This is a genomic window from Pseudomonas sp. DD1, from assembly GCF_044510355.1.
Classification (GTDB): domain Bacteria; phylum Pseudomonadota; class Gammaproteobacteria; order Pseudomonadales; family Pseudomonadaceae; genus Aquipseudomonas; species Aquipseudomonas shahriarae.
The window spans coordinates 245107-264197 of record NZ_MSAJ01000035.1 but is presented as its reverse complement, the minus strand read 5'-3'; the positions used below and the strand labels follow the sequence as shown (position 1 = coordinate 264197).

The 19091-nt window shown below is 53.2% G+C and carries 18 protein-coding genes; 8 read left to right on the top strand and 10 right to left on the bottom strand.

Features of this window, described 5'->3' with window-relative positions; genetic code table 11:
• Window positions 1–243 precede the first annotated feature (243 nt).
• From PSFL_RS22740 to PSFL_RS22695, 10 genes are all read right to left on the bottom strand, one after another.
• On the bottom strand, window positions 244–1050 hold the full coding sequence (locus PSFL_RS22740; protein ID WP_397470507.1) for a hypothetical protein: 807 nt from the start codon (window positions 1048–1050) through the stop codon (window positions 244–246).
• Window positions 1047–2615 (bottom strand): AAA family ATPase, encoded by a 1569-nt coding sequence (locus PSFL_RS22735; RefSeq protein WP_397470506.1) that lies wholly within the window; start codon window positions 2613–2615, stop codon window positions 1047–1049. The genes PSFL_RS22740 and PSFL_RS22735 overlap by 4 nt, the downstream gene beginning before the upstream one ends.
• Window positions 2605–4320, bottom strand: coding sequence for a restriction endonuclease subunit S (locus tag PSFL_RS22730; RefSeq protein WP_397470505.1), 1716 nt, complete (start codon window positions 4318–4320; stop codon window positions 2605–2607). Before PSFL_RS22730 ends, PSFL_RS22735 begins: the two co-directional genes overlap by 11 nt.
• Window positions 4317–5513 (bottom strand): class I SAM-dependent DNA methyltransferase, encoded by a 1197-nt coding sequence (locus tag PSFL_RS22725; protein ID WP_397470504.1) that lies wholly within the window; start codon window positions 5511–5513, stop codon window positions 4317–4319. Before PSFL_RS22725 ends, PSFL_RS22730 begins: the two co-directional genes overlap by 4 nt.
• A 1674-nt stretch (window positions 5514–7187) precedes the next feature.
• Window positions 7188–7757: a hypothetical protein gene (locus PSFL_RS22720; RefSeq protein ID WP_397470503.1), complete on the bottom strand. Its 570-nt coding sequence runs from the start codon at window positions 7755–7757 to the stop codon at window positions 7188–7190.
• 507 nt (window positions 7758–8264) lie between these two features.
• Entirely contained in the window at window positions 8265–8837 is a 573-nt protein-coding gene (locus PSFL_RS22715; RefSeq protein WP_397470502.1) for a hypothetical protein, read from the bottom strand.
• Window positions 8838–9383: 546 nt separating this feature from the next.
• Entirely contained in the window at window positions 9384–9707 is a 324-nt protein-coding gene (gene fdxA / locus PSFL_RS22710; protein ID WP_003222178.1) for a ferredoxin FdxA, read from the bottom strand.
• A gap of 142 nt (window positions 9708–9849) precedes the next feature.
• A complete protein-coding gene (gene mutS / locus PSFL_RS22705) occupies window positions 9850–12441 on the bottom strand; it encodes a DNA mismatch repair protein MutS (RefSeq protein WP_169959697.1) in 2592 nt (863 codons plus the stop codon).
• Window positions 12442–12657: 216 nt separating this feature from the next.
• Entirely contained in the window at window positions 12658–12825 is a 168-nt protein-coding gene (locus PSFL_RS22700; RefSeq protein WP_169864438.1) for a hypothetical protein, read from the bottom strand.
• Window positions 12825–13550, bottom strand: coding sequence for a zeta toxin family protein (locus PSFL_RS22695; RefSeq protein WP_397470525.1), 726 nt, complete (start codon window positions 13548–13550; stop codon window positions 12825–12827). The genes PSFL_RS22700 and PSFL_RS22695 overlap by 1 nt, the downstream gene beginning before the upstream one ends.
• A 188-nt stretch (window positions 13551–13738) precedes the next feature.
• Between PSFL_RS22695 and PSFL_RS22690 the strand changes: the two genes are divergently transcribed.
• The 8 genes from PSFL_RS22690 to PSFL_RS22655 all read left to right on the top strand — a co-directional run bounded on the left by PSFL_RS22690 (window position 13739) and on the right by PSFL_RS22655 (window position 19057).
• Window positions 13739–14467, top strand: coding sequence for an XRE family transcriptional regulator (locus PSFL_RS22690; protein ID WP_081044189.1), 729 nt, complete (start codon window positions 13739–13741; stop codon window positions 14465–14467).
• A gap of 599 nt (window positions 14468–15066) precedes the next feature.
• Window positions 15067–15411, top strand: coding sequence for a phage holin family protein (locus tag PSFL_RS22685; protein WP_057439345.1), 345 nt, complete (start codon window positions 15067–15069; stop codon window positions 15409–15411).
• A gap of 21 nt (window positions 15412–15432) precedes the next feature.
• Window positions 15433–15945: a hypothetical protein gene (locus PSFL_RS22680; RefSeq protein ID WP_170060129.1), complete on the top strand. Its 513-nt coding sequence runs from the start codon at window positions 15433–15435 to the stop codon at window positions 15943–15945.
• A gap of 4 nt (window positions 15946–15949) precedes the next feature.
• Window positions 15950–16561: a phage baseplate assembly protein V gene (locus PSFL_RS22675; RefSeq protein WP_057958617.1), complete on the top strand. Its 612-nt coding sequence runs from the start codon at window positions 15950–15952 to the stop codon at window positions 16559–16561.
• A gap of 9 nt (window positions 16562–16570) precedes the next feature.
• Window positions 16571–16903: a phage baseplate protein gene (locus PSFL_RS22670; RefSeq protein ID WP_038442971.1), complete on the top strand. Its 333-nt coding sequence runs from the start codon at window positions 16571–16573 to the stop codon at window positions 16901–16903.
• Complete coding sequence (locus tag PSFL_RS22665) at window positions 16900–17895, top strand: baseplate J/gp47 family protein (RefSeq protein WP_057439348.1); 996 nt, start codon at window positions 16900–16902, stop codon at window positions 17893–17895. The genes PSFL_RS22670 and PSFL_RS22665 overlap by 4 nt, the downstream gene beginning before the upstream one ends.
• A complete protein-coding gene (locus PSFL_RS22660; protein ID WP_397470501.1) occupies window positions 17892–18530 on the top strand; it encodes a phage tail protein I in 639 nt (212 codons plus the stop codon). The genes PSFL_RS22665 and PSFL_RS22660 overlap by 4 nt, the downstream gene beginning before the upstream one ends.
• On the top strand, window positions 18527–19057 hold the full coding sequence (locus PSFL_RS22655) for a phage tail protein (RefSeq protein ID WP_397470500.1): 531 nt from the start codon (window positions 18527–18529) through the stop codon (window positions 19055–19057). Before PSFL_RS22660 ends, PSFL_RS22655 begins: the two co-directional genes overlap by 4 nt.
• The last annotated feature ends 34 nt before the right edge of the window (window positions 19058–19091 follow it).

The following is a 19091-nucleotide window of genomic DNA, read 5'->3' as shown; positions in this document are numbered from 1 at the left end:
GATGCGCTTCATTCTCCACTATGAGGGTGCTGTCGCGATGCACTTAGTATAGGTTAGCTAATAAACCAAAAATAACAAAGGCTGCGGACGTAGTCCGTCAGACGTGCCGATATGAATATAGCGGTGCGTGATGAAGCTCGCTAGGTATGAGCCATTAGGTGGAGCATTGCATCCTAATCGATGCATAAAAATTGTTTGTATCGCGAACTTCTCCACCGTAGTCCTGTAGTTAGGATATACATGTTATATCGCTGATGCGGTGTCGGCGGTAGCTCTACCAGCTAATTGTTTGGCAAGTGTAACTATCGTTGTCGCATCTAGCTCCTGCGCACAGGCCCAAGCAGTGGCGGTGAACTCTGCTCTATCATCATATAGATCTTCAAGGTCTCGACAGAGCTCATCCAAATGCCCGACTGCATCAATATTCTGCTGCTGCCGTTTCTCTTCAAGTATTTTTCGCAAAGCCTTCAGCTTTCGCTCGCAAGTACGCCATTTTTCCCGTCGTGCCGCACAAAGCTTTTCGCTGTTTATTGATGTGAATCTAACTGTCGTGCAAACTCTTAATGTTGCTGTAGCATCGTCTGGCTTAGCACAAGTCGCCTCTCCTGATGCGGTAAAGGTTATAAGCTTTACATCGTTAAGCTCAGTCGGATCTAAAAGTATTGGAGATTCATGAGCAATGGACGTATTGGTAATGGATGCCCTTTTACTTTCATCGATTAGTGGGAAATGGTTGAGCTTTGATACGTTAGGTATACCTCCTGTTAGACGCATGTTCCGCCAATCAAAAGCTAGCCAGGGGTAGATGCTTTTCGGACGATAGTGATCAACTTGCCAATAGGAAACCTTATCTCTAGCTTCGGTGTACCAACACTTTCCATCTGACAATAGCTCAAGCGTTGGCTTCAACTCCGCCCAAACACTATTCCGACCGGAAATATATTCATCACGATCTTTTCCATTTTTTTGCGAGGCTGTAACGCTAGCGTTATTGGCTTTGACTTGCCAGTTTGGGTCTATTGATGTTATCGGAAATATTATGTATTTCACCGAATGCTCTCCACAATCCTTTGCATGAATAAGTTTTGGGCTTCTATCTCTTCTGGCGTATAGATACGATCTTTTTTTCGATCTGTTCTATGTAGTTGCCGTAAATAATCATCGTAACTGGGATCTGTACTTTGATAGGACAAGCCGAATGCATCCAGCTGGTTATTTAGCTCGTGCAGTCGAATCTCATCGTCACTGCTACGGCCTTGGGCTGAAAGAAGCGTATTCCGCTCGTCTACAAGCTCCTGCGTCTCTGGATCTAGCGTAGTTGGCATCCCGAAAATCTGACGAAGCACGCCAGCTACTCCGAGCCCCTTGGGATCTACTTGAGGTTGGCCAGAGCTGACAGTGCCATTTTGATCTCGATAAAGTATTTGGACTTGTGATTTCTCAAGCCCCGCTATTGTAAGAGGATCGTGGCTTGTCATAATTACATGGCAATTTTCGTTCTTTCCAGCTACTTGTTTGATAAAAGAAAGATAGTTCCATTTCCAAGCGGGGTTTAGATGAGTGTCGGGCTCGTCTAGCAAAAATAGCGACTCGTGGTGGGCCGCAAATCGCATCATGCCAAGCACACTCAGTAACTGCTTCTCTCCATCACTTATTTCATGAAATGGTACAGCCGTAGTCGCCCCTTCGCGCTCAACCCAAATACGTATATCTCGAATCAGATCAGAAAGATCTAGAGTCTCAAGATAGGCAAAGAAAGACTGCTCATCACCAAACGGTTCTGCTAATGAAATTAATGAAGCTTCGTCTTTTAAGTAAATAAATAGTTGTTCTTCACTAGAGCCTTGGCTACGGTAATTCTCTCGTACGGTGGCTTTATGTCTTATGGGAGCTAATGATTGCTTCCAAAGCCCATCAAGAAGTTTCCTTACAATTCCTCTTGCATGCCAAAAGCGAGGGTCAGACTTTTCCAGCATTTCTCCTGTTGGTTTACGTTTCCCCCAGGTTGTTTGACGTAACGTAAGCAAGGCTGAATCAAATCGATCAACCCCTAAATGCTGTCTCAAAAATTCTTGTGCGTCTGTCTTTGCAAAAGCAAAGTACGTGAGAAGTGCTAATGCTCCATAGCGTTCTCGAACGTAGAATAGGCGTCGAATCTCGGATTTAAGTGGATCTATATGCTCTTCGGCGCCAGCCTCTATAGCTGCGTCATAGTATCGCCGCTGAGGAAGATCGAATATATCTCTGAAACGGTTAGATTCGCCAGAGTAGTAGCCAAAAACATGATTGGGGAGGTACTCGCTGTCTTTTCGGCGAATAACATTAATGGTACTTGGTGATCCGTCAATCGTAACTTCAATTTTTTCAGAGTCTGAATGTCTATGATCAATTCTTACAACATGCTTCTTACATTGATAGACAACGATATAAGAAAATTCTGTTTCTCGTTTGGGGTCGTCTAAATCTCTGAATATTGTTGCAAGCGCTTCAAGTACGTTCGATTTTCCGGTGCCATTTTGGCCGATTATGACTGTCTCCAATCTTGTCGTGTCAAAATCTAGCGAAATGTCAGTTAAATTTTTGAAGTTGCGGACGGCCAAATAATCAATGCGCATGAAGATGCTCCTTATCTTCTGATTCGTGAATCTGGCCCGCATTGACTTCATCACGTAAGCAACGATAAAACTCCTCAATGGTTAAATCCGTGCGTTTCCAAAGAGCTTTGGGTGAGATCGTTCCCCCTACCTTAAGCACGATGCTACGAAGCGTAAGCGCTTTTTCTTCCCTTAAGTTACTTCCTGAGCTTAACTCCGTAGCGTGATTGTTCAATGAAGCCTCCGTAATTTCCATCTTCTTCCTCCTTTTCCCTGTAGCTTCACGCTCTTCCGAGATAGTACGTAATAGTGCGGTTACTTCGGAGTTGTCGCTTGATGACACACTGAATTTGCCTGACATCGCATGTGTAATGGATTTAGATGCCAAGTCCTCCGCAGCTTTTATCGAACGATCTGCTTGTTTTTTTAGGTTGTCTGCGTGTTGAAGCAAGCGGTTGAGTCTGGCGACAATTTCGTTTTGCTCTCGAATGGGAGGTAACGCTATGTTTAGCGCCCGAAGCTCAGGGAAATAAATGGTAGTGTGGGTGGATCCTCGACCAAAGCGCCTTATGGATTTACCTTCGGCCATCAGCGCGTACATGAGGTATTCTGGTAGTAGGGCCGGCGTACATGTCCAAGTAACAAAGTCCTGGCTTGTTGCCATGGGGGTGCCGAGTATTGTCACATAGCCAACAGATGCCGTTCTCGAAAGGCACACAGTGCCAGCAGGCAGAATTCGCGCGGAGGAGCCTGCAAGTCCTGCGGAAGTGATTTTTTGGATGGTTTTATTTATAACCGAGCCGTGATGAATGCGGGCATCCTTAATGCCTAGCCATCCAATATCGCCATCCCAGTATTCAGGATGTTGACGGCTTGGGGTGTGGCCTGTCTCCTGTCTTGCTACCAAATATAGTGGTGTCCATGACCAACCTTCTGGAATCTCAATGTCAGGAGTGTTAACTGCAATTCCTGCGACCCCTAACATTTTAACTTCAGTCGCTTGGCGGCCTCCGCGTGCCTGCTGAGGCGGTGCGACCCGTGCTAGCAATTGTGCAGCGGTCTCAACGGACGGTTCTTTATCACGCCACTTATTCGTAAGTAGACCTGTTACTCCCGATCTTAATCCGCTAACTTTCAACGCAGTTGCAGCCGTTGATGCGCGCTGGGCCTCAGATTTGGCAATTGCAGACCGATCCAGTATTGAACGAAGCTTGATTACCAGCCTTTTCTGTTCTTTCTCGGGAGGCAGTGGAATTATTGCATTGCGAAGGACCGAAAGCGTGATTCTTACTCGCCCTACACCTTTGCTATTTTCGTCGAAATAGCGTGCGAGAATGTTGCTATTGAGCCAGAATTTTATTAGTTCAGAATCAATTCGTTTGTGAAGTCTAGATCGAAAACAGTCCGCTTTCACAATAGCCGGACCGATATCAATGGGGACTTGGCAGGTTCTTCCAAGAGGGTCGCCAAGTGCTGCTGTAATTAAATCACCAGGTTTTGCTTCATGGCGTTTAAGATCCGCAATCCGCTGCATTTCAATAAATGCTTTATTCTCGCCTAAAAAAACACCAACACCGACGTTATTTAGACGAATTACACGACATCCGGTTTCAGTATAGTCAGACGATTTTAGGGCGCTCCCAAATGGACCGTCCGCCAATGCGTTGGGTTCTGCTGCCAGCAAGTCTTCAAACTTACAAGTTACCCAGTCACTTGGTAGATTCATGGCTCTTCATCCGTGGTCAAACCGTCCTCACAGAGCTCGCTCATTAAAGCTCTTATTTCGCTAAGAGCTGATATTAGATGGCGCTCGACCACCTCTGCAACTATATCTGGTGCCGCTAGCTCTAGTTCGTTTTCGCTATTTTCGTCATCACTTAACCAAGCGATGTACAAGTCATCATCTCTTTCAGCAATGTATTCTCGGCTAAAACAACGAAATTTTCCATTGTCCGTTCCATCAATCCTAGCAGAACCCCCATTAGGATCAGTTCCATAGGCAGTGACAAATTCACGTAATCCGTTTTCGAATGCCGCCGAATTTAGAGCTGAGTCAGATTGCGACCTTAAGTCGTAAAACCACACGTCTTTCGTCGCGTCTATATTGGGCTGTGTTAGTGGGCGCGAAAAAAATAGTACATTTGTCCTTACACCTTGAGCGTAAAAAATACGAGTTGGAAGGCGAAGAATTGTATGAAGTTCAAAGTTCCGCATTAGCTCCCGACGAAGCTCTCTGCCACGTCCACCCTCGAACAGTATGTTATCTGGAACAATTACAGCAGCCCTTCCTCCTGGAGCTAACGCGTTCATGCAGTGTTCAACAAACGGAAGCTGAAAGTTTGTTGATTTGTTTGTAATTGGTAAATCGGTTCGGGTTGGCGTGCTACCGGAGGGGCCGAATGGCGGGTTTGACAAAATTATATCAGCGTTCTTGAGGGATCCATCTTCACCAAGGTGTGAGAGAGTATCTCCCATAAAAATATGATCTGCTTCGATGTTATGAAGGTATAAGTTCATACAGAGCAATCGATATGTATCATGGACGTTTTCAACGCCTCTTAGAGCAAGTTTACTTTGAAAGCGTTGCTTGCTCGATGATAATGAACTGTATTTATCTTTTATTGCGCGATTAGCAGCAATTAGAAAACCCCCAGTACCCGCCGCTGGATCTTGTATGATCTCACTAGGTTTTGGGTCCAATATCTCCACAATCGCATTAACTAGAGATCGAGGCGTAAAGTACTGGCCGGCACCCCTCTTCGTTTCTTCCGCATTTTTTTGTAATAAGCCTTCGTATGCATCTCCAAATGTGTCTCTTTCGTCAGAATGCCATCCTGATTCGTCGATTGCTTCAATCAGTCGTCTGAGCGTGCTTGATTCTCTTACTACGGTGTGCGCTCCAGAGAACACCGCTTGCATTGCGCGACTTTTTTTCGATTTTCCGAGTAGAGACAACGTAGCCCGATATCGGTCGAGTAGTAATTCATCTGGTTGTGCCAATAGACTCTGCCAGTCGTAACCCGAAGGTATGTCTAAGGTATCTCCTGCGAGCTCGGAGGCCAGCTTTAAAAAAATTAGGTAGCTTAGCTCGGTAACATATTGGGGATAGGTAACTCCATCTTTTCGGAGTAGGCTACATAGCCTCCAAAGTCGAGACACTAACGCGGAGGAGGAGTTAGTCAAGAAGCAGCATCCTTTGTAGGTCGGTGGCCCGGAGGCCCGAGCATCCGGCTATGCGAAATACCCAATTGGAGAACCAGATCAGTCGGTCGCAGGGCGCTGATCGCGAGCGTTCAATTATTGCAGATATCATGCCATTATCATAAATTGCAAACAAGGATAAGCCTGATAGCAGCTCAGGTAATCTCTTTCACTGAGCAGACAGACATCCAAATGGGCGCAGGTTTTTTATGGTCTGAAGGTGCAGAAATCCTATTCACCCCGGCGCTTATTTAGGCGATGAAGCTGGTTTCTAGGCGATTTTCCACACCATTCCCCTCAAGCACGAGGATGTTTAGCTCGACCCGCACAAAATTTACAGTGGGACCAGCCGTTCCCTAGAGATCTGTGAGCGATTTTTGCACGCGCTTGGGTTGATAGGGATCGTGTCAATACGACTCCGACTAAGGCTCTGGCGACAATCGCGGCAAAGTCAGCTTCAAGGTCGGTGTGATTGCCCCGCAGCGTCCGATCTGACTGGTGAGGTGCAAAGCGGCAATAATTTACGGCATCGACTCCATCTGTTTATCAGACACAAGCAGCAGATAGCCGAGCACTTCTTGAAGCGCTAAGTGCCACTTTGCACTTGCGTTTTACCACTCCGAATCCTACAGACCTGGGGTGTACCACCGCATTGTCATTCTAGATGTTAACTTCTGCTACCTATGCAGAACCAAGGTATAGATCTCGTATTTTGTAATAAAAAAATATCCCTCGGTGAGGGGTATTTATATTGTGCCGATCTCAAAATGACCTAACTATAGCATCCTATTATGGGGGGGATAACAATCAAGGGTCGGTGGTATGCAGCAAACTATTCCCTTATCTTTCGGCACGTCGCGCCAAGGTGTCTGCATGTAATCAATAATAAGGATAATCGACGCAATATCTAAATCCCCCCTAACAACGATCCAGGTCAATTGGTAGTTGCCGGCTTGCAAATGCGGCTCTGGGCAGTGACGTTTACACCTCCGCTAACTGGTCCAAGCACCATTCTGAGTGTGCATTCTTCCCGACGCCCATCCTCATAAGTAAGCATTGCAATAGCTTTGGCTTTTCCATCCGAACCTGGGGATGTGCTAAGAATCTCGACACGTTTAGCTAGATTTTCAGCAGGAAATGCACCAAACGTTACCGGTTTCTCTACCATTGATAAATGGATGGCCTGCGTTATACGTTCGATGCTCCAGATACATTGGAATTCCAACTACCAATATTGTAACAATCAATGTGCGGCAGCAAGAGTGGTGAAAAGCATATTTTTGGGTGACATGCCGACCCCTATTATTTCGTGGCCGCTAAATTCACGCCCTAGTACCGCCGAACTGCGTGAAGTACGGCGGTATGTTTTTACAAAAAATATATAAACACAGATTAATTTTGAAGAAGCATTCTGATGTATCTATTAGTTTCATCCAGTGATATACGATCAGTGAATTGGCAAAATAAATATTCGCCCTCATAAACATCTGGATATGATTCAAAACCAGCACGATTGAAGTAATTGGCGTAATGGTCATACAGATAGTTGTGAAACTCAGTAAATACCTCAATAAAATCTATGTGATAAAAACATTCTGACATTCGACCTGAGTCAGCGTGCGATGCACGTTTAGTAGACCCGTTATCGTAGGTGAACACTCTTTCAAGATGTTTTAAAGTATTTTTCTCTATTTCATTAATTTCAGATTTTGTTATATTGCTCTTGCATTTAAAAGCGCAGAATATATAAAAGTTTGGATTCGCTGAGCTGGATGACCTAGTCCTAAGGTCTCCCATAGTTAACCCTATCTTGGCATATCCACTATCATAAAGATCAGCGCCAAGATACAACCAATTAACTACTGATTCGAAATTTTCTTTTGATTGATTATGGATAGACTCCATCTTATAGCAGGCATTTGGATCAAGCTCTAAACCATATTCTAATTGCTTACTTTTCATAGTTCCCTCTAAAAAAATAATAGCGGCAAAGTTCTCAGTCGTTACCGATTTTTAACTATGCCTTGAAACCCAGCTATCGTGCATTACCGGACTTACCATAGTGGTTGCTACGGCTTGATTTTAGGTGCGTTAAAGGCGCCTATCAAAGCCATTTTTGCGCCGCTTCGCTTAAAAACCGGTCCCCAATCTTCCAGAGTGTAAACCGGTCCTGTCTTGATTATTTTGACCCCAGCCTGTTCGCCTGCTTGCGCGATCAAATTGGTAACCGTTTTTTTATCAAGACCAGTCCTGGCTACAACTTTTACCAAGGTTGCGTCGGGCACAGAGTCAATTGCAGCCGCACAGACAGCATGCGCCGCAGGTCGTCTTTCGGATAGCTCACAACATCGGTCATTGTCTTGCTCAAGGGTGCCATAAAAGCACCCATTCTAGACATGGCCATGTGCCTTTGTCACGTTCAGAAGGGGGGGCTAGAGAATTCGGAAAAAATCGTACGCTAAGGATTTCCTATCGCAATTGGCAGTAGAGCTGAAGCTGATGGATCTCATCTTTGCTGACCTCTCCCACCCCCTTCCCAGCCGTAACCTTTTGGGTCAACGCGTCTGCTAGGTCACATACTGGTTTCATGTTGAGTGTGACCAAAGTCAATGCATCAGTCAGAAGCTCGATCAGCAAATCTCTTGACGAAGAGCCGTCGCTGATCGGCTTCGAATTGTGGAGCAACACTGTAAGCTCACGTGCTACTGCATAATCCTCGCCTGCGCCTGTTTCTCCACTCTCAAGGATTAGATGTGCTGCTTGGGCATTAACGTTCTGTTGTCCACGATCTAAGGCTTCGCCCATCGCTCCCGCTAGCTTAATCAGTGCTCGCCGCCGCACCACATCACGCATCTCTTCCATCGTGTCGAGGCGCGCATAAAAAGTAGTATTGGCCTTACCCCTATGGGCTTCTAGGGATTGGATTTCCAGCTTGATTTCTTGCGCCTCAAAACCCAATGCAACCGCAATAATCCAGTGTGCCGCTTCATGCTGCGAAAGCGCGATCACTCGCTGGATAAGCTCAATAGGCTGGGTGGGCATCGTCGTTTTTCCCTTAAACTTGGGGCGGAATGGCAAGGCTGGGCTTATCGTCGTCAAGGTTCATCACCGTGACCTTGAAAGTAAACCAGCTTTACGATCCTCCAATACGGTATTGCTTTGAGGAATATCTTGAGCCAGTTGCTCAAACGCTCCCTTCAGCGCCCTCTGCCAGTCATCTGGCGTGGCCCCGAATTGGGCGCACAACAACAAGTTGTCGGCGGCGGTGCCTATCGAGAAGGAGCTGGGTTCGGCATCGGACTTGAACGGTTGGTGCTGGCCTCAGGAATGACTCGGAGATCTTTGATCTTTAAGGCGTCTCCACCAGGAGGCGCTTTCAAACCAGACAGGGCGAAATGGTATTGGATTGTCTAAACTTTGAATCGCGCCTACATGCCATGCTTAATCATGGTATAGCTTTCATATTTGCGAACAAAAAAATACCCCTCGAAGAGGGGTATTTATGCGGTAAATGCCAAAAAAGCCCTAACTATGTATTTCCCGGTGGGGGGAATAACGCAAGGGGCCTTTTAGAGGGGCGCGACGCTGTTAGCGTTCGAGGTCTTTGATCTTGCCTTTAACGCCATCCCACTCTTCCGCATCTGGAAGCGATTCTTTCTTCTCAGTGATGTTGGGCCAGATTTCCGCCAGCTCGACGTTCAACTGAATAAATTCCTGCATGTCCTCCGGTACTTCATCCTCGGAGAAAATCGCAACGGCCGGGCATTCTGGCTCACACAGGGCGCAGTCAATGCACTCATCCGGGTGGATTACCAGGAAGTTCGGGCCTTCGTAAAAGCAGTCCACCGGACACACTTCTACGCAGTCGGTGTACTTGCACTTGATGCAGTTGTCGGTGACGACGAAGGTCATTTCTAGTTTTCTCCTCAGGCGGCGGCAGCGAAACCCCTTCTGGCAGGGCTCGCGAGGTTTGGGAGCGATAGTCTGCAGGCCAGGCTAAAAGCCCGCAGCATCCCAAACCGCGCGAGATTCTATCAGCTTGCACGCGTCTGCGTTAGACCCGTGTCTTCAGTGCATAGAGCAATTCCAACGCTTTTCGTGGAGTCAAGTCGTCCAGGTCAAGCTTTGCCAACTCATCCAGTACCGGGTGGGGCAGGCTGGCGAACATATCGCTCTGCATGGGCACACCCGGTTTGCTGGTGGCCTTGGCTGGGCTTGCAACCACGGTTTCGTGGGGCAGGGCGGTGGTTTCCAGGCGGCTGAGGTGTTCGCGGGCGCGCAGGATCACATCGTTCGGCACACCGGCCAACTGGGCCACGGCCAGGCCGTAACTCTGGCTGGCCGGCCCTGGCAGCACATGGTGCAGGAACACGATGCGCTCGTTGTGCTCGGTGGCATTGAGATGCACGTTAGCCACCAACGGCTCGCTTTCCGGCAGCACGGTCAGTTCGAAATAGTGGGTGGCGAACAGCGTGTAGGCCCGCAGGTGGGCCAGGCGCTCGGCAGCAGCCCAGGCCAGGGACAGGCCGTCGAAGGTACTGGTGCCGCGCCCCACTTCGTCCATTAGCACCAGGCTGCGGTCGCTGGCGTTGTGCAGGATATTGGCGGTTTCGCTCATTTCCACCATAAAGGTCGAACGGCCGCCGGCCAGGTCATCGCTGGAACCGATCCGGGTGAAGATGCGGTCCACCAGGGACAGCTCGCAACTGGCCGCCGGCACAAAGCTGCCGATATGCGCCAGCAGCACGATCAAGGCGGTCTGGCGCATATAGGTGGATTTACCGCCCATGTTCGGACCGGTGATCACCAGCATGCGGGTATCGTCGTCTAGCGACAGATCGTTGGCCACGAACGGCGTGGTCAGCACTTGCTCCACCACCGGGTGGCGACCCTGGACGATGCGCATGCACGGCTCGCTGACAAAACGCGGGCAGTTCAGGTCAAGGTTCAGGGCGCGCTCGGCAAGGTTGCTCAACACATCCAGCTCGGCCAGGGCCGCAGCGGTGTCCTGCAGCGGTGCCAGCTTGCCGATCAGGTCTTCGAGCAGGGCTTCATAGAGCATTTTTTCCCGGGCCAGGGCGCGGCTCTTGGCCGACAGCGCCTTGTCTTCGAATTCTTTGAGCTCAGGGGTGATAAAGCGCTCGGCACCTTTAAGGGTCTGGCGACGCTGATAATCAATAGGTGCCTGCTCGGCCTGCTTGCTTGGCAACTCAATGAAGTAGCCGTGCACACGGTTGTAGCCGACCTTCAGGTTGGCCAGGCCGGTGCGGGCTTTTTCGCGGGCTTCCAGGTCGATCAGGAACTGCCCGGCGTTCTCGCTCAAGGCTTGCAGCTCATCCAGCTCGCTGTCGTAACCGGTCTTAAGCACGCCGCCGTCGCGGATGATCGCGGGCGGGTTGTCGATAATGGCTTTTTCCAGCAGCGCAGCCAGTTCCGGGTAGGTGCCGGCCGTGACAGCAAGTTGTTGCAGGTGCGGCGCGTCCAGTTCGGTCATCGCCTGTTGCAACTCGGGCAGCACACCCAGTGCGTCACGCAGGCGCGCCAGGTCACGCGGGCGGGCGTTACGCAGGCCGATCCGCGCAAGAATCCGCTCGATATCACCGATTTCCTTGAGCTGCGGTTGCAGCTTTTCAAAGCGGTAGCCGTCCAGCAGGCAGGTAATGGACGACTGGCGCGCCTGCAATACGGTCAAGTCGCGCAGCGGACGGTTCAGCCAACGGGTCAGCAGACGGCTGCCCATGGCGGTCTGGCAACGGTCCACCACCGACTGCAGGGTATTGTCGCGCCCGCCGGCCAGGTTGGTGTCCAGCTCCAGATTGCGCCGGCTGGCGCCATCGAGCACCACCGTATCGTCCAGGCGCTCATGGCGCAGGCTGCGCAAATGCGGCAGGGCGGTGCGCTGGGTTTCCTTGGCGTAATTGAGCAGGCAACCGGCGGCGCCGATGGCCAGGGTCAGGGTCTCGCAACCAAAACCCTTCAGATCCTGTACGGAGAACTGCTGGCACAGACTTTTCAGCGCCGAATCGCGCTCAAAATCCCACGGCGCACGGCGCTTGGCCCCACGGCGTTTTTCCGCCGGCAGATCCTTTGGCCAATCATCCGGGATCATCAGCTCCACCGGATTGATGCGCTCCAACTCCGCCAGCAGGTTCTCCCAGCCCTTGATTTCCAGGACCGTGAAGTTGCCACTGGTGATATCCAGCACCGCCAGGCCGAACAATCGCTCGTCCCCCAGCACCGCCGCGATCAGGTTGTCCCGCCGCTCATCCAACAGCGCCTCATCACTCACCGTCCCCGGGGTAATGATGCGCACCACCTGACGCTCCACCGGCCCCTTGCTGGTCGCCGGGTCGCCGATCTGCTCACAGATCACCACCGACTCACCGAGCTTGACCAGCTTGGCCAGATAACCTTCCAACGAATGATAAGGAATCCCGCACATCGGAATCGCCTGCCCAGCCGACTGCCCGCGCGCGGTCAGGGTGATATCCAGCAGCTTGGCGGCCTTCTTCGCGTCTTCATAGAAGATCTCGTAGAAGTCGCCCATGCGATAGAACATCAACTGATCAGGGTGCTGGTTTTTCAGGCGCCAGTACTGCTGCATCATTGGGGTGTGGGAGGACAGATCGGAGGTGTTTTTACTCATTGGATAGTAGGCAAATTCGTTGAAAGTGATGGGGCAAAGGGGGCGCTTGGCCCAGCATTTTTTGCGATGGCGGCAAGGTTAACATGCAAGGTCGGCCGTTCGCAGGTTGCAAACGGCTAGGTCAAACGTAAAAAGAGATGACCCATTTACTTAAATGGTGTGACCAATAAAAAGCCCGACACTGGGCCGGGCTTTTGTCCATAGGCGGGATAGACGTCAGGTTCGCTTTGCCTCTGCCTGCATCATGACGAGATTCTGCTGCTTGGTGGCTTCGATTAGCACCTGGCTGTAGACGCGCTTTTTTTGATCCGATTTTGCGTTACGAATAAAGTCAGCAAAGGGGCTTTTCGCACCTTTGGACAAGCCCAGCTTGATCGAAATCATTATTGCGCTCCCGATGGTGGTAGTTCGAGCCTGGCTTTTAGGTCAGCCCGCGAGTGTCGCTCAGGGATATGGTAGTCAATTTTTTCGACGCCAGCTTTGTAGAGCCGACCCGAGTTGTCGATATGCTTGAGCAGCAAATCCACATGAATATCGCTTCCGTACTCTAGCTTAAGTGCGTTGACCACGTCACGTGCAGCGAAGTACTGCTCGATGAAGTGTTCTTTGCGAATTTTTCTTCCTTCAGCGGCCTCGCGGGCTTTTACGAAACCCCACGCAAGCATTGGATCTTGGTAGACATACAATATCTGGACGAATCTTCCCTTTTTCAAGGAGCGCTCTACGTTTCTTCTGGCGACCTCAATGTTCGAGAATGTGCCGTCGAGTAGAAATGACTGCTGTTGGTCCATTGCAAAGTCCACGATTTTTTCAACGAGAATCGAAACGCCGCGTTGAAACAACCATGAGTTTGCGCCTGTATAGGCCGCGAATTCGCCACGCAGTTCATCAGGATCAATTCGCAGGATCTGGCTATCGGCAAACAGATTTACCAAGGCAATTGATGCCTCGGTTTTTCCGGCACCAGGTGAGCCCGCCATATAGACGGAGACCGGAGCTTCCTCTGGTAGATAAATATTCTTATCGGTCAGGCGTTTGGCGATGGATTTCTTGTTTGAACGAGCAAAGCTCAAGGCGTCGTCCGAGATTCGTCTCTCGTTCGGCGTCATCAGTTGATCGCTTGGGTCTGCACCGTTCTCCATCAAACTGACTCTGCATTTTTTGCGATGGCGGCAAGGTTAACATGCAAGGTCCGTGCTTCGCAGTTCACAAACGGCCAGTACATCCACATACCCCATGCACAAAATATGCAAATTAGCATTTGCCAACCCCAAAAACTCCCGTCACTATCCCCGTTATGCAAAAACGCAACGTTTCAATCGTCTTAAGAGAGCTGCTCGATCGCGACGGGATCTCCCCCACGGAGCTTCACCGGCGTACTGGCGTGCCTCAATCCACTCTGTCACGGATTCTCAGCGGCAAGATCGTTGATCCGTCGGACAAGCACATCTCGCGTATCGCCGATTACTTCCGGGTGAGCACCGACCAGTTGCGCGGGCGCGCGGGGTCGGCGTGGCAGGATGAGCGCGACCCGATGCATTCGGAGCTCAAGGATATAAGCCTGTGGGACGACGACACGCCCGTTAATGATGACGAGGTGTCGATCCCCTTTTTGCGCGAGGTTGAATTGGCTGCTGGATCAGGAAGATTCGTCATCGAGGAAAGCGAGAAGGCCAGCCTGCGTTTTGGTAAGCGCAGCCTGCGGCATAACGGTGTGCAGTTCGACCAGGCCAAGTGTGTGACGGTACGCGGCAACAGCATGCTGCCGGTGTTGCGTGATGGCGCCACGGTGGGGGTGAATGCCGGCAAGAGCGGGATCGGCGATATCGTCGATGGCGACTTGTATGCCATCAATCACAACGGTCAATTGCGGGTCAAACAGCTCTATCGTCTGCCTTCGGGGATCCGCCTGCGCAGTTTCAATCGTGATGAGCACCCGGATGAGGACTACAGCTTCCAGGATATCCAGGAAGAGCAGATCAGCATCCTCGGTCACGTTTTCTGGTGGGGCATGTACGCCCGCTAACCCTTCTCTGTAAGAAACAGCCCGCCTGAGAGCGGGCTTTTTTTCGCCTATGGAAAACCGCCCAGGGCCCACCACTCAAGGGGTTTATGCGCCAATGCATTATCCGAGTAAAAATAAATGCATTTGTGCATTGACTGTATATGCATACATGCATATTCTCCATCTCAAGCCAGCCAACAAGGTCTGGTGGAGGCGGCAAGGATGCTGCCAAGGAAGACAAGGAAGGCACGCAACACTGGCATGGACGCCACCGAGTGATGGCAAGGACGCCAGGCAATACCGGCAAGGATGCCGACGCTCTTTAGTTTCACGGTTTACAACAGGCAGCGATGAACCGGCCTTGACGGTTCAGAGGGTTGGCAACTGACCCGGGTGTGCAGCGTAAAGCACCACAAGCAGTTATCCGGCAGACAGGGATCGTGGTCGGAAAAACATCGAGGAAAGATCCGTACCGCGCCAGTAGCGCCGAAAGATCCAAGGACCGCATTACTGAAAAGCCCGGGCTACCGGGCTTTTTGGAATGCCTACCGACACACCCATCCATCTATTTATCAAAGCACCGGCCACCTGCCGGTTTTACGCATTCCAGGAGGCGTGACATGACAAACGAGCAGCAAGCGTTGGCAGAAATGCCTATCTGGCTGGTGATTATTCTGGCCCTGATCGGCGGCGTGTCCGGGGAGATGTGGCGCGCCGACAAGGAGGGTGCCCGCGGTTGGTCGCTGGTCCGCCGCCTGGCCCTGCGTTCCGGGGCGTGCATGGTGTGCGGGGTGTCGGCGTTGATGCTGCTGTACGCCGCCGGCATGTCGATCTGGACGGCGGGCGCCCTCGGCTGCCTGACCGCCATGGCGGGTGCCGACGTCGCCATCGGCCTCTACGAGCGCTGGGCCGCCAAGCGCATCGGGGTGAATGAGCCGCCCGGTTCGCCCCCGGACTCAAAGTGATCGTTGCAAGGAAGCCACACCATGACCCTCATTGAAAAACCGTCACAACTGCCAATAGCCATCGGCCAGGCCCTGCGTACGGCGTTCCCGGCGTTACGGGTGGGCAGCCCGCCGGGCATCCTGGCGGCGGATGAAACCGCCGTGGCAATCACAGTCGAGCGTAATGGCCCGGGCGTACGTTCCCTTGAAGGACGCAAGGCCCATGTGTTGTCGATCTCGCTCAAGGTCATGGCCGCCGAAGGCGCGCAAGCTTTTGACGCCTGTGACCTGGCGAGCCGGCTGATGGACCTGGTGCTGGATAACCGTTGGCAGTTGCCGGCGGCCCAGTGCGATGTGCCAGTCAACATTGTCGCGCTGCCATCGACCCTGGCGGGGGCCGACACCCAGTACGACAGTTGGACCGTGTCCTTCAACCAAACCCTCTACATCGGCCCGCCGCTGCTTGACGACCCTATGGGCAAGCCGCTGTTTGCCCGCACCTGGGAGGTGTCGAATATCGACGACCCCGATCAATACCGGCCCCTGCAGGAGTAGCCCCATGTTCGACGCACTGTTACGCCTGCAATTGGCGCCCATCGTCGAGCGCCTGGCGCAGATGGAAACCCAGCTTGAAGACCTCTATCGGCGGGCCGAGAGCTTTTGCCGGATCGGCGTGTGCCAGGAGGTCGACGCGGCCAGCAACACCTGCAAGGTCAGGCATGGCGAGTTGCTGACCCCGGCGATTCGCTTTTTCAACCCCAGCGCCGGGGCGCAGACCGAAACGCGGATCCCCACGGTGGGGGAGCAATGCCTGCTGCTCAACTACGGCGGCGGCGAGGGCGGGGGGCAGTCGGTGGCGCTGTTTGGCCTGAACAGTGATCGCTTCCCGCCGCTGTCCAGTGTCGCCAGCCTGACGAGCCGGCGTTACCCGGACGGCACGCAAAGCGCCTACGACGCCGCCGGTCATGTGCTGGATTGGAGCAACGGCCCCACGGCATTCACTGGCTCTCGCGAGCAGGTGGAAATGAGTCTGGGCGCTGCCCGTTTGGTCATGACCGCCGCAAACATCAGCGTGCAGGTCGGTGCAGTCGGCCTGCTGCTGGATGCGTCCGGCGTTCACTTGAGTGGCCCGGTGGTGGACCACCAGGGTCGAGTTATCAGCACGGCATAAGGATTTGCCATGATCGGAATAGAGAGAAACACCGGAGCCGTGGTGGACGACTGGCCGCAATTTGTCCAGCGCGCCACCCGGGCCCTGACCACACCTTTGGGCACACGGCAGAAACGCCCGCTGTACGGTTCGCTGATCCCGCAACTGCTGGGGCAGAACCTGGGCGACGACCTGTTGATCCTCGCCCAAAGCCACGCTGCCCAGGCTTTTTACAACCCACAGAACGGCATCGCCGATTTTGTTCCGCAAGTCATCGTCGCCAATCGCCAGGGCGCTGGCCTGTTGCTGCGGTTTGCCGGCACCTGGAAAAACCGCAAGCAATCCTTCGAGGTGGTGACATGAGCATGTTGATCCCCGGGCAGAACCAATTGGCGCCGCCCGACCTGATCGCCGTCGACGAGTTCGAGCCGCTGTTGGCGCAGTTCAAGGCGTTTGTCGTCGACTATGTCGCCGCCCGCGCCCCGCAAAGCGCGGCCAAGCTCAAGGTCAGCCTGGATAACGAAAGCGAGTTGCTGACCCTGGCCCTGGAAGCGTTTTGTGTGCGCCTGCAAACCCATGAGCGTAAGTACAACGCGCGCATCCAGCAGATGCTGGCGTGGTGGGCCACCGGCAGCAACCTGGATGCGCGCCTGGCCGATATGGGCCTGGAGCGCCAGGTGCTCGACCCCGGCGACCCGGCGGCATTCCCGCCCGTGCCGCCGACCCTGGAAAGCGATGATGATGCCCGTCTGCGTTACTACCTGGCCCCCCACGCACCGGCTGCCGGTTCGCGCATGCAGTATCGGCGCGAGGTCTTTACCCTCGGCGAGCGGCCGGCGGTGAAAGTCCACGGTACGGCTGCGGGGGTGGTGACGGTCAGCTATACCTTCGACCCGGATGGCTATGCCGCCCAGGTCAAGGACGGCAACGCCCGGCGCACCGCGCCTGGGCAAGTCATGGTCACCGTGCTGTCCCGCACCGGCAATGGCACGCCGTCGGCGGATTTGCTTGAAGGGGTGCGGCGCCATTTCGCCCGGCCCGATGTACGCCCGGAAACCGATTGGGTCACGGTGCAGGGCGCGCAGATCGTGCCGTACAAGATCCGCGTGGTGGCCAAGATCAACGCCGGCCCGGACTCGGGGCTGACACAAGTGGCGGCCCAGCAGTTGCTGCAGACCTATGCCGAGTCCTGTCACTGCCTGGAAGGGCGCGTGGACCCGAGCTGGATCGACTACACCATCCACACCGCCGGGGCGGCGCAGCTGGAGATTCTCGAGCCGCTGGCGCCGATCATCACCACGGCGTTCCAGGCCCCGTACTGCACGGGTGTCGAGGTGGAGGTGCGCAGCTTATGACTGAACAATCTCCCAGCCTGTTGCCTGCCAACAGCTCACCGCTGGAGAAGGCTTTGGACCTGGGCTTTGGTCGACTGCTCGAACGGGTCGTCCCGTCCTTCCCGGCGCTGATGAACCCGCTGCAAACGCCTGCGCCGTTCCTGCCTTACCTGGCCGCCGACCGTGGCGTCAGTGAGTGGAATGCCTCTGCCGACGAAACCGAAAAACGCCTCACGGTGGCGCTGTCCTGGCAAATCCAGCGCCAGGCCGGCACGCCCAAGGCGTTGAGCCACGCGGTCGAATCCCTGGGGTTTACCCCCAATATTCTGGCCTGGTACCAACAGCGCCCGCAGGCCCAGCCCTACACCTTCGACGTGCAGGCGATCATCGGGCGCAGTTGGTCCAGTGGCGACCACAACCGCTTGATCCGCCGTATCAACGCGGCCAAGAGCGAGCGCGACCTGGCCACCATCACCCTGGTGCATGAAGTGCACGGTGGGCTGCCGATGACCGGCGCCGCCCACCGGGCGTTGAGCGACGGCGAGTTGTCGCTGTGGGGCGCGCTGCCGGAACTGATGCTCAGTTCAAGGCTTAACAGTGCGGGCGTGGCCCAGCACTACACCATTAACGACTACGACCTCAGGGCGCAGCCATGACCGATGACATCACGCGCCTGGTGCGCTTCACCTCCAAGGGATTGGATGAAGTGCTGCAGGCAAAGAACCAAGGCTTGAAAGGCGAAATCACCCACATCGCCGCCGGCACCGGCCGCTACAACCCCAGCGGCAACGAAACCGCCCTGCGCAATGAGCGCCAGCGGGTGGCGATTGTGGACTACGAAGACCTGGGCCAGCGCCAACTGCGCATGGCCGCGCTGTTTGATGGCGATGGCGAGTATGAGATTGGCGAGTTTGGGTTTTATCTCGCCAGTGGGACGTTGTTGGCCGTGTATTCGGTGGCGGGGCAGTTGCTGACGTATAAGGCGGCGGCTGCTCGGGTGCTGCAGAAGTTTACGTTGGATATTTCGCCGTTGCCGGCGGATAGCGTGACGATTGTGGTGGGGAGTGAGAACTTGAATGTGTTGTTGACCGAGGAGATTGCAGAGCTTGCCACGGCCAGCGTTGACAATATGGCTCGGCATGTTGGTGTGCTATTTCGAGTCATGGCTCTGGAAGCCAAGTGACGAGCTGATTCATAAGATAAGCAATATAGGGAGT